The organism is Nocardia sp. Marseille-Q1738, from assembly GCF_965283145.1.
The window spans coordinates 158174-177427 of the sequence record NZ_CBDIMS010000007.1 but is presented as its reverse complement, the minus strand read 5'-3'; the positions used below and the strand labels follow the sequence as shown (position 1 = coordinate 177427).

Here is a 19254-nt window from a genome sequence, read left to right as displayed (position 1 = left end):
CGGGGAGTGCGTGGCAACAACAGACAGGGTGAGGCATCTCCATGGTTCGGGCGGTCCGGCAGCGGTGTGACGAGACTGCGGAAGCGGTGCGCGCATGACCCGCCCGGCCCGTGTGCGCCCGACCCGGACCCGCCGCCCCCGCGTCACCACGCTGCCGCAGCTCATGACCACCGCGGTGGAGGTCAACCCGAGCGGCACCGCCGTGATCTTCGCCGACGCCACCAGCACGCTGGCCACGCTGAGCTACGCCGAGCTGGACGAGCGGTCCACCCGCCTGGCCCGGCTGCTCATCGATCGCGGTGTCGGCCCCGAGGACCTGGTCGCGGTCGGGATACCGCGGTCGATCGACTCCGTGGTCGCGGTCTGGGCGGTCGCGAAGACGGGCGCCGGATTCGTCCCGGTCGATCCGAACTACCCCGCCGATCGCGTCGAGCACATGATCGTCGACTCGGGCGCGGTCTTCGGACTGGCCGTCGACGGGGTCCGCGCCGATTTACCCGACCGGGTCGAGTGGCTGTCCATCGACACCGCCGAGTGTGCGCGGCGGCTGGAGGAGTTTCCGGCCGACCCGGTGACCTACACCGATCGAGTGCGCCCGCTACGGGCGGAACATCCGGCCTACGTCATCTACACCTCCGGGTCCACCGGCAAGCCGAAGGGCGTGGTCGTCACCCAGGCGGGGCTGGCGAGTTTCTGCGCGGAGCAGCGTGACCGGTATCGCGTGACGAGTGCGTCGCGGACGTTGCATTTCGCGTCGCCCTCGTTCGACGCGTCGGTGCTGGAACTGCTGCTCGCGGTGGGTGGCGCGGCCACGATGGTGGTCGCTTCCCCCACCGTGTTCGGCGGCGAGGAGTTCGCGTGCCTGGTGCGCAGGGAGGGCGTCACCCACGCCTTCGTCACGCCCGCCGCGCTCGCCTCGGTGGACCCGGCCGGGCTCGACGAGTTGCGTGTGGTGGTCGCCGGTGGCGAGGCGTGCCCAGCCGAACTGGTCCGGCGCTGGGTGCTACCGGTCTCCGGCGGGCGGACCCGCGAGTTCTTCAACGGGTACGGGCCGACCGAAACCACGATCATGACCAACATCAGCGCGCCGCTGGTACCGGGAGAGCCGGTGACCATCGGTGCGCCGATCCGGGCCGTCACCGAATACGTCCTGGACGAACGCCTGGTCCCCGTCCCGAGCGGCGTGGTCGGCGAGTTGTACATCACCGGCGCCCAGCTGGCCCGTGGCTACCACGAACGGCGGGGACTGACCGCGTCCCGCTTCGTGGCGAACCCGTTCGACGCGAACGGTTCGCGGCTCTATCGCACCGGTGACCTGGTGCGCTGGACGCCGAACGGCGAGTTGGAGTATCTGGGTCGCAACGACTTCCAGGTGAAGATCCGCGGTTTCCGCATCGAGCTGGGTGAGATCGACGCGGTGCTGGCCGCACACGAGAGCGTCGACTTCGCCGTCACCGTCGGGCACGAACTGGACAGCGGCGTAACGATCCTCGTCTCCTACGTGCACGCCGCGCCCGGGATGGTGGCCGACGCGGCCGAACTGGCCGCCTTCGCCGAGCGGAGCCTGCCCGCGCACATGGTGCCGACGGTGGTCATGGTGCTGGAGAAGATCCCGCTGACGCCGGTGGGCAAGCTGGACCGCGCGGCGCTGCCGGTGCCGCGTTTGCAGACCAAGGTGTTCCGCGCGCCGGTCGGCCCGCTGGAAGAGCTGGTGGCCGAGGTGTTCGCCGAACTGCTCGGCCCGGGTGCGCCGGTCGGCGCGGACGACGACTTCTTCGAACTCGGCGGCAATTCGCTGATCGCGACGCAGGTCGCGGCCCGCGTCGGGGCCGCCATCGCCGCGCGGGTGCCCGCCCGGCTGGTCTTCGAGACTCCCACCGTCGCCGGGCTCGCCGCGCGATTGGAGCCGATGAAGGGTGCCGGGGACCGGCGCGCGCTGGTGGCGGTGGAGCGTCCGGAGCGGGTGCCGTTGTCGCCCGCGCAGCAGCGGATGTGGTTCTTGAATCAGTTCGATACCGATTCGGCCGCCAACAATATTCCGTTCGCGGTGCGGTTGTCGGGTGCGTTGGATGTGGCGGCGTTGCAGGCGGCGGTCGCGGATGTGATCGAGCGTCATGAGACGTTGCGGACGATGTATCCGGCGGTGGACGGCACGGGTTATCAGGTGGTCGTGCCCGCTGCTCGTGCCGTCCCGGACCTGGCGCCCAAACCGATCGCCGAGCATGAACTGCTCGACTGGCTGCGGGGATTGGCACTTACCGGGTTCGATGTCGCGGCCGAGGTGCCGCTGCGCATCGCGCTGGCCGAACTCGGCCCCGGCGACCACGTGATCGTGGTCGTGGTGCACCACATCGCCGCCGACGGCGCTTCGGTCACGCCATTCCTGCGGGATCTGCTCAGCGCGTTCCTTTCCCGGCGCAATCGGGCGAAGCCGGCGTGGGCTCCGCTGCCGGTGCAGTACGCGGACTACACGCTCTGGCAGCGCGCCGTGCTCGGCGACGAGAACGACCCGGACTCGGTGGCGGCGGCGCAGATCGCGTACTGGCGTCGCGCCCTGGCGGGCATTCCGGACCGGATCGACCTGCCCTCGGACCGCCCGCGCCCGGCCGTCGCATCCGGGCGGGGCGCGGAGTACTCCTTCTCGGTGGACGCTTCGGTACACCACGGACTCGCCGAACTGGCGCACAGCGCGGGCGCCTCGGAGTTCATGGTGCTGCACAGCGCGTTCGCGGTGCTGCTCGCCCGGCTCACCGGCACCGACGACATCACCATCGGCACGCCCGTCGCCGGTCGTGGCGAGCGGGAACTCGACGGACTGATCGGCATGTTCGTCAACACGCTGGTGCTGCGCACCCGGATCGACCTGGGCGTGTCCTTCCGCACACTGCTGGAGCAGGCGAAAGCGACGGATCTGGCCGCGTTCTCGCATGCCGAGCTGCCGTTCGAACGGCTGGTCGAGGTGCTGGACCCGGTGCGGTCGCAGGCGCATCACCCGCTGTTCCAGGTGGCGCTGTTCTTCCAGAACATGAGCAAGCCCGCGATCGAGCTACCCGGCTTGTCCGCGCGGGCGGTGGAATTCGGCGGTGCGGTCGCGAAATTCGATCTGCAATTGACGGTGGTGCCGGGCGGGGAGGGTGGCGCCACGGGTTTCCCGGCGATGTTCACCTACGCCACCGACCTGTTCGACGAGGCGACGATCGCCGAGTTCGCCTGGCGGCTGGAGCGATTGCTCGCCGCGGTCGCCGCGGAACCGGATCAGCCGATCGGCGCGATCGATCTGCTGGCTCCCGCCGAGCGCGAGCGCGTGCTGCTCGAGTGGAACAGCACCCGGTATCCGGTGCCGGAGGAATTGTTGCTGGACGGCTATCGGCGCATCGTGGACGCGTATGCGAACGAGGTCGCGGTGGTCTACGAGAGCACCGAGCTTACTTATCGTGAGTTCGACGCGCGGGTGAATCGCCTGGCGCGGTTGCTGATTTCCCAGGGCGTCGGTGCGGAGTCGCTGGTGGGTTTGGCGGTTCGGCGGTCGCTGGATCTCGTGGTGGGGATGTATGCGATCGTGACGGCGGGTGGGGCGTACGTGCCGTTGGATCCGGATCATCCGGCCGAACGCATCGCGCACATTCTCGAGACCGCGCAGCCCGTCTGCGTGCTCACCACCTCCGCCGACGCGGTCGACGTACCCGAAGGCACCGCCGTCTTGCTACTGGACGCCGTGCATCCGGATCGATTCGACGATTCACCGGTGCGCGCCGAGGAATTGGTGCGTCCGGTGTTGCCACACCATCCGGCATACGTGATCTTCACGTCGGGCTCGACCGGCCGCCCCAAGGGCGTCGCGATTTCCCACCACGCGATTCAGAACCAGATCAGCTGGATGCTCGCGGCCTATCCGCTCGATCCCGATGACGTGTACCTGCAAAAGACGGCGACCACGTTCGACGTGTCGCTGTGGGGCTATTTCATGCCCTTGCGCGTGGGTGCGAAGCTCGTCGTCGCGACCAACGACGGGCATCGCGATCCGGTCTACGTCGCGGAAACCATTGCCGCACAGGGCGTGACGGTCACCGATTTCGTGCCCTCCATGCTGACCGTGTTCGCCGCGCACACCGCGCCGGGTTCGTGCCCCAGCTTGCGGGACATCTTCGTGATCGGCGAGGCGCTGCCGCCGGAAACGGTCGCCGCGGTGCGGGCGATGTCGGACGCGGCGGTGCACAACCTCTACGGCCCGACCGAGGCTGCGGTGTCGGTGACCTACTGGCCCGCCACGGCCGTCGACAAGCGGTCCGTTCCGATCGGCGTGCCACAGTGGAACACCCAGGTATACGTGCTGGATTCGCGCCTGCAACCGGTGCCGGCGGGTGTTCCGGGCGAACTCTACCTCGCCGGTGATCAATTGGCCCGCGGTTATGTGCGTCGTCCCGATCTCACCGCGGACCGGTTCGTGGCCAGCCCGTTCGGCATCGGTGAGCGGATGTACCGGACCGGTGATCTGGTGGTCTGGCGCGCCGCGACCGAGGAGCTGCCGCCGCGGCTCGACTATCTGGGCCGGACCGATTTCCAGGTGAAGTTCCGCGGTCAGCGGATCGAGCTGGGGGAGATCGAGACGGCATTGCTGGCGCAGCCGTCGGTGAGCCAGGCGGTGGCGGTGGTCACGCCTTCGTCGCTGGGTGACCAATTGGTGGCCTACCTGGTTGCCGCGCCTGGCGAATCGATCGATCAGTCCGCATTACTGGCGGCGATCGGTGAAATGCTGCCCACCTATATGGTTCCGGCCGCGATCGTGGCGTTGGACGAGTTCCCGCTGAATCCCAGCGGCAAGCTGGACCGCAAGGCACTGCCCGAACCCACCTTCACCGCGCGTGAATTCCGTGCGCCCGTCACGCCCGTCGAGGAGATCGTGGCGGGAGTGTTCGGTGACGTGCTGGGGTTGGGGCGAGTGGGCGCGGATGACGATTTCTTCGCGCTCGGTGGCAATTCGCTGGTCGCCACCCAGGTGGTGGCCCGGTTGGGTGCCGCGGTGGATGCCAGGGTGCCGGTGCGGGCGTTGTTCGAGACACCCACGGTCGCGGCATTGGCGGCGGCGATCGAGTCGCGGGCGCATGGTGAGCGCGGCGTGGAGCTGGGCAGTATCGCGCGTCCGGAGCGGCTGCCGTTGTCATTGGCGCAGCGGCGGATGTGGTTCCTGAATCGCTTCGATCAGTCCGGGGACGCCGGGGACCGGATCGGTTCTGCCGCGTACAACTTGCCGTTCGCCGTGCGATTGACCGGTGGGCTGGACGTGCGGGCGCTGGGCGCGGCGCTGCATGACGTGGTCGCGCGGCACGAGGTGCTGCGTACCGTGTACCCGGAGACTCCGGATGGCCCGGTCCAGGTGGTGCTGGCCGCCGGACAGGTGACGCTGGACGTGGCGGCGCACCCGCTCGGCGCCACCGAGGTCGCGAGCGAGGTCTATGCGCTCGCGGCGACACCCTTCGATGTGACGGCCGAGGTGCCGGTGCGTGTGCGGCTGCTGGAAATCGCCGATGCGCCGAACGAATACGTGCTCGCCGTGGTTGTGCATCATATTGCCGCCGACGCGTCGTCGATGGGTCCGTTGGTGCGGGATGTGATGACCGCTTATGCGGCGCGTACCTCCGGTGAGGTACCGGGGTGGTCGCCACTGCGGGTGCAGTACGCGGACTACGCGTTGTGGCAGCGTGCGGTGTTGGGGGAGGAAACCGATCCGGAGTCGATCGCCGCCGAGCAGATCGGCTTCTGGCGTGCACAGTTGGCCGATCTGCCTGATTTGCTGGAGTTGCCCACCGATCGCCCCCGTCCGGCCGTGGCTTCGCTGGCCGGTGCGCGGGTGGATGTCGAGATCGACGCGGCGACACATGCCGGATTGGTCGAACTCGCCCGTGCGCATGGCGCCACGTTGTTCATGGTGGTGCACACGGCGTTCGCGGTGTTGCTGGCCCGGTTGTCCGGCTCGGACGACATCGCGGTCGGTACGCCGGTCGCCGGGCGCGGTGAGCGCGAACTCGACGATCTGATCGGCATGTTCGTCAATACGGTGGTGTTCCGCTCCCGGATCGACGGAGGCGACTCGTTCGCGGACGTTCTCGCGCGGCAGCGGGATATCGATCTCGAGGCCTTCGCGCACGCGGATGTGCCGTTCGAGCGGTTGGTGGAGGTGCTGAATCCGCCGCGGTCGACGGCGCGTCATCCGTTGTTCCAGGTGGGCTTGTCGTTCCAGAATATTGCGCGTACCGCGCTGGAGCTGCCCGGTTTGACGGTGGCCGGTGTCGATGCCGATGTGGCTGTGTCGCAGTTCGATCTGCATTTGATCGTCGGTGATGCGTATGACGAGTCGGGTGCGCCCGCCGGTATCGGTGGTTTCCTCACATACGCGACGGACCTTTTCGACGCGAGAACGGTACAGGGATTCGCCGACCGACTATCGCGAGTTCTGTCCGCCGTGGTCGCCGACGCGACGGTTCCGGTCGGGGATATCGACATCCTCGCCGACACCGAGCGCACCGACCTCGCTGGATGGAACGATACGACGCACCCGGTGGAACCGGCCGCGACGCTGGGATCGCTGCTGCGACGGTCGGTCGCGGCGGCACCCGGAGCGGTAGCACTGGTCGCGGACCGGCCCGAGGGCGGGCGCACGGAGCTGAGCTACGCCGAACTGGCCGCCCGGGTGAACCGCCTCGCGCGCTACCTGATCTCGGTGGGCGTCGGCCCCGAATCCCGGGTCGCGCTGGCATTCCGCCGATCGATCGACTTGGTCGTGGCGATGTACGCGGTGTCGGAGGCAGGTGGCGCGTACGTGCCGGTCGACCCCGGTCAAGCCGCGGACCGGACCGATTACATCCTCACCACGGCCGCGCCGGTCTGCGTGCTGACCAATGCCGAATCCGCCTTCGAGACCCAGGTCGCCCCCGTGGTGCGGTTGGAAGACCTCGAGCTGGGCGAGGTGGCGAGCGGGCCGATCACCGACAGCGAGCGGATCGCATCGCTGCGGCCGGAGAACACGGCATACGTCATCTTCACGTCGGGTTCGACCGGCCGCCCGAAGGGTGTCGCCGTGCCGCACGCCGCCGTCGTCAATCAATTGTTGTGGAAGATCACCGCATTCGAGATGACACCCGACGACGCGGTATTGCTGAAGACGGCGGCGACATTCGATTTGTCGGTGTGGGAGTTCTGGTCGGCCGTCGTGTGCGGTGGGCGGCTGGTCATCGCGGCACCGGATGGTCATCGGGACCCGGCGTACCTGAACGAGCTGATGGCGCGGGAGTCCGTCACGACGCTGCATGTGGTGCCGTCGATGCTCGATGCGCTGCTGGTGCACCGGGCATCCGCGGGCGACGCGGCGGCAGGCTGGTCGCCGCGACGGGTGCTGGCGATCGGTGAAGCTCTGCCGGGCAAGGTGGCACAGCGTTTCCTGCGCGAGCATCCCCGCACGGAACTGTTCGATCTGTATGGCCCGACGGAGGCGGCGGTGTCGATCACCAGCCACCGCGTCACCCTGGCCGATGAGACGTCGGTGCCGATCGGCGCGCCGGAGTGGAACAGCCGGGTCTACGTGCTCGACAGCCGACTGCGGCCGGTTCCGGTGGGTGTTTCCGGCGAATTGTATGTGGCCGGTGCGCAGTTGGCGCGCGGTTACTTCGGTCGTGCCGATCTGACGGCGGATCGTTTCGTGGCCAACCCGTTCGAGCCGGGTGCTCGGATGTATCGCACGGGTGACCTGGTCGCCTGGAATGCCAACGGTGAACTCGAATACCGCGGTCGTACCGACTTCCAGGTGAAGATTCGTGGTTTCCGGATCGAATTGGGTGAGATCGAGGCCGCGTTGCTGGCGTTGCCTCAGGTCGCGCAAACGGCGGTGGTCGCGAAGTCCGATCCCAAGACCGGTGATCGTCTGGTGGCGTATCTGGTTCCGGCCGACGGCGATGTGGATGTGGCGGCGGTGAAGTTCGCGCTGTCGGCGGGCCTGCCGTCGTATATGGTGCCCTCGGCGTTCGTGGTGCTGGACGCTCTGCCGTTGAATGTCAACGGCAAACTCGACCGCAAGGCGTTGCCGGAGCCGGAGTTCGAGGTTCAGGCCTTCCGTGCGCCGTCGACCCCGATCGAGGAGATCGTCGCCTCGGTCTACGCCGAGGTGCTCGGTGTCGAACGTGTCGGCGCGGACGATGATTTCTTCGCCTTGGGCGGTAACTCATTGTTGGCGACGCAGGTCGCGGCGCGGATCGGCGCGGCGCTGGACGCCAGGGTCCCGGTGCGGGTCCTGTTCGAGGCGTCCACGGTCGCCGGATTGGCGATCAAGGTCGAACGGCCCGCCGGGGAGCGCAAGCGTATCCCGCTGGTCGCCGGGCCACGTCCCGATCGCATCCCGCTGTCGTTCGCGCAGCAGCGCATGTGGTTCCTCAACCAGTTCGACACCTCGGCCTCGGTCTACAACATCCCGGCCGCGATCCGCCTGTCCGGTGACCTCGACGTCGCCGCGTTGCAGCAGGCGATCGCGGATATCGTCGCGCGCCACGAGATCCTGCGCACGATCTACCCCGAGACGCCCGACGGCCCGGTGCAGCAGGTGCTCGCGCCGCATGAAGTGCCGGTGGATCTGGCCCCCGCGCAGATCGGCGACGAGCACGTCTCCCACGAAGTGCAACGGATCGTCGCGGCCGGTTTCGACGTGACCGGCGAGGTACCGTTCCGCGCCAAGCTGTTCCAGCTCGGGGGCACCGAGTACGTGCTGGTGTTCGTCGCGCATCACATCAGCGCCGACGGCTGGTCGATGGGCCCGCTGACCAGGGACCTGATGGTGGCATACGCGGCGCGCGGCGGCGGCGAGGCCCCGTCCTGGGCGCCGCTGCCCATCCAGTACGCCGACTACGCGCTGTGGCAGCGCGAGGTGCTCGGCGCCGACGATGACCCCGACTCCCTCGCGGGCGCACAATTGGCCTATTGGACAACGGAACTCGCCGATCTACCCGACGAGCTGAACCTGCCGACGGACCGCCCCCGTCCGCCCACCCAGTCCTTCGCGGGTGGCAAGACCGATTTCGTCGTCGACGCGGACGTGCACGCCGCACTGGCCGGGCTGGCAAGACAGCACAACGCCACGCTGTTCATGGTCGTGCACACCGCGTTTGCCATCTTCTTGGCTCGTTTGTCGTGCACCGACGACATCGCCATCGGCACCCCCGTCGCGGGCCGCGGCGAAGCCGAACTCGACGATCTGATCGGCATGTTCGTCAACACCCTGGTACTGCGAACCGAAGTGAACGCTGGTGGCTCTTTTGCCGACTTGCTGGCCGCCAACCGGGAAACCGATCTGCGCGCCTTCGCCAACGCCGACATCCCGTTCGAGCGGTTGGTCGAGGCGCTGGACCCGGAGCGTTCGGCGGGTCGCCATCCGCTGTTCCAGGTCGCGCTGTCGTTCGAGAACCTCGCCGCCTCCAGCTTCGAACTGCCCGGCCTCAGCTTCACCGCGCTCGACCCGGTGGCCGAGACCGCCAAGTTCGACCTGCTGCTCACCGTACGTGAGCAGCGCACCGAGACGGGCGCCGAAGCCGGTATCGCCGCCGAATTCACCTATGCCCGTGACCTTTTCGATGAGCGAACCGTGGTCGAGTTCGGCCGCCGGTTCCGCCGCGTGCTCGCCGCCGTCGCGCGGCACCCGGCCACCGCCGTCGGGGATCTGGAGATCCTGGACGACTCGGAGCGCGTCGACCTGATCACGCGCACCGGCAGGCCCGCGGTGCCGCCGGGCACGCTGCCGGACCTGATGGCCGCCGCCGTCGCAGCGAACCCGTCCGGTGTCGCCGTGGTCGCGGGAGATCGCAGCTTCCGCTATGCCGAACTCGACGCCGCCTCCGCCCAATTGGCGCGCGCGCTGATCGACCGCGGCGCCGGACCGGATGCGCTGGTCGCGATCGCGATCCGGCGTTCGGTCGAGTCCGTGCTCGCACTGTGGGCGGTCGCGAAGACCGGTGCGGCGTTCGTCCCGATCGATCCGACCTATCCCGCCGACCGCATCGCACACATGGTCGCGGATTCCGGTGTCGCGCTGGGCGTGACGCTGACCGCCGAGCTGGTCGACCTGCCCGCCCTGTCCCGCGGCGCCTGGGTCGCCCTGGACGATCACGACTTCACCTTCGACGTCGCGGCGCGGTCGGACGAGCCGCTGCGGGCCGGTGAGCTGCGCGGGCCGCTGCGCGCCGACAACGCCGCGTACGTCATCTACACCTCCGGCTCCACCGGTCTGCCCAAGGGCGTCGTGGTCACCCACGCGGGCTTGGCGAACTTCAGCGCCGAGCAGGTGGAGCGCTATCGGCTCGACCGGTCCACCCGCGCACTGGCGTTCGCGTCCCCGTCGTTCGACGCGTCGATGCTGGAACTGCTGCTCGCGCTCGGTTCCGCGGGCGCGCTGGTGGTCGCGCCGCCGCTGACCTTCGGCGGCGAGGAACTGGCCGGGTTGATCCGCGCCGAGGGTGTCACACACGCCTTCCTCACCCCGTCCGTGCTCGCCTCGCTCGACCCGGACGCGCTGGCGGGCATGCGGGCGATCGTGGCGGGCGGCGAGGCGGTGCCCGCCGAGTTGGCGGCCAAGTGGACCGGCGCGGCGCAGCGCGCCTTCCACAACGGCTACGGGCCCACCGAGACCACCATCATGACCAATATCAGCGACCCGCTGCGGCCCGGCGAGCCGGTCACCATCGGCGGTCCGATCCGCGGTATGCGGTCGCTGGTACTCGACAGCAGGCTGCGCCCGGTGCCGGAAGGCGTCGCGGGCGAACTGTATCTGGGCGGAATCCAGCTCGCCCGCGGTTACCATGCGCGTGCCGGACTCACCGCCGCGCGGTTCGTCGCCGACCCGTACGGCGCGCCAGGCGAACGCCTGTACCGCACCGGCGACCTGGTGCGCTGGCGTCGGGCCGAGGGCGTGCCGGTCGTGGAGTACGTGGGACGCAACGACTTCCAGGTGAAGGTGCGCGGCTTCCGCATCGAGCTCGGGGAGATCGACGCCGCCCTCGCGGCCCAGCCCGAGGTCGACTTCGCGGTCACGCTCGGACGCGAATCCGGTTCCGGCGCGACGATGCTGGTCTCCTACGTGCTCCCGGCCGAGGGCGCGACGGTGGATCCGGCCGCGCTGACCGAGCGGATCGGGCGCACGCTGCCGGAGTACATGGTGCCGGCGGCGATCATGGTGCTCGATGCGATTCCGCTGACGCCGGTCGGCAAGCTGGACCGCAAGGCGCTGCCGGAAGCGGCTCTGGAGACCCGCGCCTACCGCGCGCCGCTGACCCCGGCCGAACTGGTGATCGCCGAGGTCATCGGCGAAGTGCTCGGCATCGACCGGGTCGGTCTGGACGACGACTTCTTCGCCATCGGCGGCGACAGCATCGTGTCCATCCAGGTAGTCTCCCGCTCACGCGCCCGCGGCGTCACGTTCACGCCGCGCGACGTCTTCGAGTGCAGGACCGTCGCCGCGCTGGCCCGCGCCGCCGTGGTCGAGGGCGGCCCCGGTGACGAGGCGGGCGAGCTGCCACTCACCGCGGAGACGGCGCGGATGCTGGATGAGGGCATCGAGGTGCGGGCCATCGCACTCGACGTCCCGGAGACCTGTTCGGCCGAGACGGTGCGGGGCGCGGTAGCCGCCTTGCTCGACCAGCACCCGATGCTCTGGGTGCGGGTGGAGTACGACGACGACGGCGTGGCGATGCTGCGTATCCCCCCGGTCGCCGAGCGCACCGGCGAGGCGTTCCGCCGGTTGGACCCGCTGCGCGGCGAGACCTCGCTGCCGATCGACGACGTGGTGCAGGCGGCCGCGGCGGCACTGGACCCGGAACAGGGCCGGAACATCCACTTCGTGCTCACCGGCGGTCCCGAGGGACGCTCGACGCTCATCGTGGTGGCCAGCAGCCTCGTGGTCGACGACGTCTCCTGGCGCGTCATCGTCGACCAGCTCACGGCGAGCTGGAACCGGGCCCGCCACGCGGCGCCCGCGGCGCCGGAATCAGGCCTCGGCATGCTCATTCGCGCGTTGTCGGCCAAGGCGCACGATCCGGCCACCGTCGCCGAAATGGACTGGTGGCGGCGGGCTCTCGGCACCTTCCCCGAAGCCGCTGGTACCGATGGGCGGGATCTGCGCGCCCGCAGCCGGGTTTCGCTCACCATCACCGCGGAGGGCGCGGAGGCCGTCGCCGCCGCGGCCGAGGCCTATCACACCGGGGTGGACGACATCCTGCTCACCGCGCTGGCCCTGGCGCTGCGGACCTCCGCGGGCGAGACCGTGACGCGCGCGATCGGTTCGGTCGTGCGTCTGCCCGCCGACGGCCGCGCGGCCACCCTCGCCGACGCGGAGAGCATGGTGGGCGGCTTCGTCACCGAGTATCCGCTTCCACTGCGGCTGACCAGGATCGACATCGAGGACGCCCTGATCGGCGGCCCCGCCGCCGGCACCGCGATCGCACAGATCAAGGAGCTACGCCGGTCGGTGCCCTCGCGTGGCGTCGGCTACGGCCTGCTGCGTTACCTCAACGCCGACACCGCCGCCGAACTGCACGGACTCGGCCGCGGCCGGTTCGCGCTGCGCTACCGGGATCTGCGCCCCGCCCGGGTGCACACCGACATCCCGTCCGACGACCTGCTGCTCGTGCTGACCGTCGACGCCACCGACGACGGCCTGCTGGCCCGGTTCGATTTCGCCGCGGCGGCGTTCCGCGGCGAGGACGCGAAGGTCTTCGCCGAGCACTGGATTCGCGCGCTCGGCGGCCTCGCCGAACATGGCTTGCGGCCCGACGCGGGCGGATTCACGCCCTCGGACTTCCCGCTGGTGCGGCTGAAGCAGCCCGACATCGACCGGTTCACCCGCGCCTATCCGGACCTGTCGGACGCCTGGCCGGTCACGCCGCTGCAATCGGGCATGCTGTTCCACGCCCTGCTCGCGGAGTCCTCGGTGGACGTCTACACCACCCAGTTCGTGCTCGAGCTCAGCGGCGCGGTGGACGCCCGCCGGATGCACGCCGCCGCGCAGGCCGTGCTGGATCGGCACGACAACCTGCGCGTCGCCTTCGCCGACGACAGCGAGGGCAATCCCGTGCAGATCGTGCAGGATTCGCTGGAGGTGCCGTGGCGGCTGATCGATCTGCGGCAGCTGGAACCGGCCGAAGCCAGCGCCCAGCTGGAACGGATAAAAGCGGCCGATCTGGCCGACCACTTCGACATGCGGACCGCGCCGCTGCTGCGGTTCGCGCTGATCCGGTCCGCCGCGGGCGCCTACCACCTGCTGGTGACCAGCCACCACATCCTGATCGACGGCTGGTCCATGCCGCTGTTGATGAAGGACCTGCTGACGTTGTACGCGCTGGGAGGTAACTCGCGGCACCTGCCCACGGTGCCGTCCTACCGCGACTACCTGGCCTGGCTGGTGGCGCAGGACGCGGAGGCGGCGCGCGCGGCGTGGCGCACCGCCTTGGCCGGTATCACCGAGCCGACCCCGCTCGCGCCGGTGGACCCGGGACGTGAGATCTCCGCGGGTGTCGGCGAGGTCGGTTTCGAGCTGTCCCAAGCCGACACCACCGCGCTGACCCGGCTCGCTTCGGGTCTCGGCGTCACGGTGAACACCGTGGTGCAGGCGGCGTGGGGCCTGCTGATCGGACGCAGCATCGATCGGGACGACGTGGTCTTCGGCGCCACCGTGTCCGGGCGTCCGCCGCAGCTGGACGGCGTCGAAGCGATGGTCGGTCTGTTCCTCAACGCGATCCCGGTACGGGTGCGACTGGGCGCGACCGTGACTCTCGGCGGCTTGCTGCGTCAATTGCAGGCCGAGCAAGCCGCGCTGCTGGACCACCACTACTTGGGCCTGAGCGATATCCAGGACGCGATCGGCGTGGAAGGGTTGTTCGACTCGCTCGTGGTGTTCGAGTCGTTCCCCGTGGACCGGGAGGGACTGGTCCAGGCCAGCGCCATCGAGGGCATGAACGTCACCGGCGTCGGCGCGGTCAACGGCACCCACTACCCGCTCACCGTGATGGTGGTGCTGGACAGCCAGTTGCGCGTCTCGGTGAAGTACCTCCGCGACCTGTTCGACGAATCTGCGGCACGGACGCTGGCCCAGCGGCTCTCGGCGTTGATCGGCCGCTTCGTGACCACGCCGCAGGCGCGGGTCGGCGAGATCGACGTGCTGCTCGACGACGAGCGCGCGGAGCTGGCCGCGCGCAACGCCACCGACGTGCCGGAACTGCTCGACGACGCGACGCTGCTGTCGCTGTTCGACGCACAGGTGGCCCGCACGCCGGACGCGCCCGCGGTGCGCTACGGCGACGTCACCCTCAGCTACGCCGAACTCGACTCGCGCGCACGATCGTTGGCCATAGAGCTGATGCGCTGGGGTGTCGGACCGGAGATGCTGGTCGCCGTGGCCATGCGGCGTGGCATCGACCTGGTCGTCGCGATCTACGCGGTGCTGCGTGCCGGTGGCGGCTACGTGCCGATCGATCCGGACCATCCGGCCGAGCGCAGCGAGTACGTGCTCGACAGTGCCGCTCCGATCTGCGCGCTGACCACCACCGCCGACGGCTTCGACACCGCGACCGGCATTCCGGTGGTCGCCGTCGACACGTTGTATCTGCCTCCCTACCAAGGGCCTTGGCCGCAGGACTACGTCCACCCGGACAGCATCGCCTACGTCATCTACACCTCGGGCTCCACCGGTCGACCGAAGGGCGTGATGATCACGCACCGGCAGATGGTCAACCAGTTCCGCTGGGCCCAGCTGGCCTATCCGCACGACGGCGGCGACGTGGTGCTGCACAAGACGCCGATCACCTTCGACATCTCCACCTGGGAGCTGTTCTGGCCCTTGCAGACCGGGGCCGCGATCGTCATCGCCGCGCCCGACGGTCACCGCGACCCGGCCTACCTGGCCGGGGTCATCGACGAGAATGCCGTCACCACCGTGCATTTCGTGCCCTCGATGCTGGAGGCGTTCCTCGACCCGGTGGCCAACCCGGCCGCGCGGTACCCGTCGCTGCGGCGGGTGTTCGCCGCGGGGGAGGCGCTGTCCGGGGAGACCGCGGCCACCTTCGCCGCCACCGCACCCGGTGTGGCCCTGATCAACTGGTATGGCCCCGCCGAAGCCACCGTGGTCACGGACCATCCGGTGCGCGACACCGCGGCGATGGCGATTCCGATCGGCGTCCCGGTGGCGAACACCCGCGTGCACGTGCTCGACCGGCAATTGCGGCCGGTACCGCCGGGCGCGGCGGGCGAGCTGTATGTCGGGGGCGTGCAGCTGGCTCGCGGCTATCTCGGGGCGCCTGCTCTCACCGCCGAGCGTTTCGTCGCCCATGCGGACGGTGCCCGGCTCTACCGCACCGGTGACATCGTGCGCTGGCGCGGCGGAGCGCTGGAATACCTCGGTCGCAGCGATTTCCAGGTCAAGCTGCGTGGGCAGCGCGTGGAGCTGGGCGAGATCGAGACCGTGCTGGTCACCCACCCGCAGGTGCGGCACGCGGCGGTGTCGCTGGTGCGCGGCGCGACCGGGGACCGGCTGGTCGCCTACGTGGTCGGCGTGCCGGGCGAGACCATCGACGAGGCGGCGCTGCTGCTGCACGCGCGCGGCGCGCTGCCGTCCTACATGGTGCCCTCGGCGGTGGTCGCGCTCCACGAGCTCCCGCTGAACGCCAGCGGCAAGCTCGACCGCAAGGCGCTGCCCGTGCCGCAGCTGGCGGCGCGTCCCTATCGTGCGCCGAGCACAGCGCTGGAGCGCACCGTGCTCGACGTGTTCGGCGAGGTGCTCGACCTCGGCGACGGACACCGCGTCGGCATGGACGACGACTTCTTCGACCTGGGCGGCAACTCGCTGGTCGCGACGCGCGCGGTCAGCAGGCTGCGCGCGCTCACCGGCGCCGAGGTGCGGGTGCAGTGGTTCTTCACCGATTCCACCCCGGCGTCGCTGGCCGCTCGCATCCTCGCGGCGCTGGAAGACGACCACGACTACGACCGGGATTCGAACGCCGCGCTCGGGGTGCTGCTGCCGATCCGGACGATGGTGCCGCACGACATGGCCGCGGCACAGCCGCTGTTCTGTCTGCACCCGATGTACGGATTGTCCTGGTGTTATGCGGGTCTCGCGCGCTACGTGCCCGCGAGCACGCCGATCTTCGGCCTGCAATCGCCCGCGTTGACCGAAGAAGGTTACCTGCCGGCGTCGCTGACCGACATGGCGCGCCGCTACGTGGCCGAGATCCGCGCGGTGCAGCGGCACGGGCCCTACCGGCTGCTCGGCTGGTCGCTCGGCGGTGTGCTGGCGCACGCCGTGGCCACCCAGTTGCAGGCCACCGGTGAGGAGATCGGGCTGCTGACCATGCTGGACAGCCACCCGGACATCGACGTCACCGACTTCCGGGCGGCGATCCGCGAGGCGCTGGCCGAACTCGGCATCGGCGCGGACGCCCTGCTGCCCGGCGACGGCGACATCCACGACCTGAGTGAGGACGCGCTCGCCGCGTTGCACGCCACGATCCCGCCGGATATGGCGGTGCTCACACCCGAGCGGGTGCGCCGGATCTACCGCAGCGCGGTGCGCTCGGCCGAGCTGATCGCCGAGCACCGGCCGCGGCTCTTCCGTGGTCGCCTGCACTACTTCAGCGCGGCCGGCCACGACACCGCCGCAGCTGGCTGGCAACCGTACGTCGACGGCCCGGTCGACGATCATCCCGTCGGCGTCGCGCACGACCAGATGACTTCCCCGGAAGCGCTGGCGCAGATCGGTCCTCGGTTGTCCGAACTACTCCATCCCCGAGGATGGGAAACCGCACGGAACCCGGGGGAGTCATGATCGAATCGAATCGGTTCGGGCATGATGGGGCAACGGTGCGGTAACAATGTCCCCTGTTGTCACGACTACATAGGCCGTATGGTCGGCGTGGTGTCCAGGGCATCCACCCCGGCGCGTGGGGCATGCAGAGCGAATCTCGAGACGAAGCGAAGGTGCGAAATTGATACGTCGACAGACCCGGCGCGGCGGCCTGCGTGCCGCGGCAGCGATCGCGGCAACGGCAGTGCTCGCGGGAGTGATGACCGGTCTCGGCGCGTCCAGTGCGACAGCTGACCCGATCATCGATTCCAAGACCCTGCTGGGCAACCCGGTCGCCCCGGACGGTTCGCGTATCACCAAGGCCGAGTACAAGGACTCGCGCAGCATCCGGCTGTACGTGTACTCGGCGGCGATGGACGAGAAGATCATCGTCGACGTCCAGCGCCCGGCCGACGCGTCCGTGCCGCGTCCCACGCTGTACCTGCTCAACGGCGCGGGTGGCGGCGAGGACGACGCCTCGTGGCAGGCGAAGACCGACGCGCTGCAGTTCCTGTCGGACAAGAACGTCAACGTGGTCCAGCCGATCGGCGGCAAGTGGAGCTACTACACCGACTGGATCAAGGACGATCCGGTGCTCGGCCGCAACAAGTGGAAGACCTTCTTCACCGAGGAGCTGCCCCCGCTGGTCGACGGCGCGCTCGGCACCAACGGCGTGAACGCCATCGCGGGCCTGTCCACCTCGGGCACCACGGTGCTCGCGCTGCCGATCGCCAAGCCGGGCCTGTACAAGGCCGCCGCGGCCTACAGCGGCTGCGCGCAGACCAGTGACCCGGTCGGCTCGGAGTTCGTGAAGCTGACCGTGGAGACCTGGGGCGGCGGCGACACCGAAAACATGTGGGGTCCCCAGGGCGGGCCGGAGTGGGTGGCCAACGACCCGTACGTGCACGCCGAGGGGCTGCGCGGGCTCGATCTCTACATCTCCACCGGCAACGGCCTGCCCGGCCAGCACGACACGCTCAACGGCCAGTACGCCCTTCCCGGCCCGTACGGTCTGGCCAACCAGATCATCATCGGCGGCGTGATCGAGGCAGGCACCAACTACTGCACGAACAACCTGAAGAACAAGCTGGAACAGCTGGGTATCCCGGCCACGTACAACTTCCGCAACTCGGGCACCCACTCGTGGGGTTACTGGCGCGACGAGTTCCTGCTCTCCTGGCCGGTGCTCGCGAGGGGCCTCGGCATCTGAGCCGCTGACCCGATCCGGATCGCCCGGCTGAACTTCACCGACCGCCTGGTTGCCCCCTGGGGCAACCAGGCGGTCGGCTTTTCGCGATTCCCCTTGGTGCACTTCACCAGTGGCCTCGGTGCTAGGTGGATGCGGGTATCAGACCCAGTTCTCGATCCAGTACTTCCAGATCCGCGGCGCGTAGGCGTCCAGCGGCGGCACCTTGATGTCGCTGCCCGCGAGCGCCGCGCTGGTGTGGCGGCAGTCGAACCAGCAGGTGAATTCGCTGTGCTCCAAAACATCCAGCGGGACGCCGACGCGGGACAGCAGCCAGTTGGCGCCGGGGACGCGCAACATCATGTCGAGGGTGCGTTTGGGCATCACCTCCACCAAGTGCGGTGCGCCCGCCTCGTCGGCGAACAGGTTCAGTGCCTCGACCGCACTCTGCCTGCGCGGGTCGACCAAGTGGTATGTCGTCTTGTCCGAGCCGGGCCGGTGCGCGATGTGGTCCAGGGCACGCGCGACGAAATCGACCGGGACCATGTTCGTCTCGCCCAGCTTGGGCACCAGCACGGGCAGGAGCCTGGGCAGTTGCGCGCCCATCCGCAGCAGCCGGAAGAAGTAGTACGGCCCGTCGATGCGATCGATCTCACCGGTCCTGGAATGGCCGATCACGATCGATGGACGATAGATGCGCCAGCGTAGGGAGGATTCCCGCACGATCCGCTCGGCCTCGAATTCGGCCCGCTGCATCGGCGTGGCCAGCGACTGACCGTGGTCGAACATGTCCTCGGTGAACAGGCCTTCGCTGGACCCGGCCACCTCCACGGTCGAGACATGGTGCAGCAGATCGGCGTTCAGCTCCTCGGCGACGTCGACCAGATGCCTGGTTCCCCCGCCACGCTCGGTCAGGTCGTAGCCGGCGGCGAGGTGGAAGACGTGCTCGATGCCGCCGCGATGCCGCGTCAGCCAGGCCGGGTCGATGCCGAGCCCGGGGGCACCGAGATCGCCGCGCACCAAGCGGACGCGGTCGCCGCCCGCCCATTCCTGCGCACAGCAGGCGAACCGGTCGGCCGCGGCGTCACCCGGCCGGACCAGTACATGGATGTCACCCTCGCGTTTCAGGAGCTCGGGGATGAGGAACCGACCGATGAACCCAGTTGCCCCGGTAACCAGGTAAGTCATAGCCGATGAACATAGTCGC

At 69.3% G+C, this 19254-nt stretch carries 3 protein-coding genes; 2 read left to right on the top strand and 1 reads right to left on the bottom strand.

Annotation, left to right across the window (positions count from 1 at the left end):
- Nucleotides 1-94: 94 nt before the first annotated feature.
- A complete protein-coding gene (locus ACWPXK_RS24165) occupies nucleotides 95-16843 on the top strand; it encodes a non-ribosomal peptide synthase/polyketide synthase (protein WP_454198456.1) in 16749 nt (5582 codons plus the stop codon).
- Nucleotides 16844-17081: 238 nt separating this feature from the next.
- On the top strand, nucleotides 17082-18071 hold the full coding sequence (locus tag ACWPXK_RS24160; RefSeq protein WP_454198584.1) for an alpha/beta hydrolase: 990 nt from the start codon (nucleotides 17082-17084) through the stop codon (nucleotides 18069-18071).
- A 138-nt stretch (nucleotides 18072-18209) separates the two neighbouring features.
- On the opposite strand, the gene ACWPXK_RS24155 is transcribed toward ACWPXK_RS24160, so the two are convergent.
- Nucleotides 18210-19235, bottom strand: coding sequence for an SDR family oxidoreductase (locus ACWPXK_RS24155; protein WP_454198455.1), 1026 nt, complete (start codon nucleotides 19233-19235; stop codon nucleotides 18210-18212).
- Nucleotides 19236-19254 lie beyond the last annotated feature (19 nt).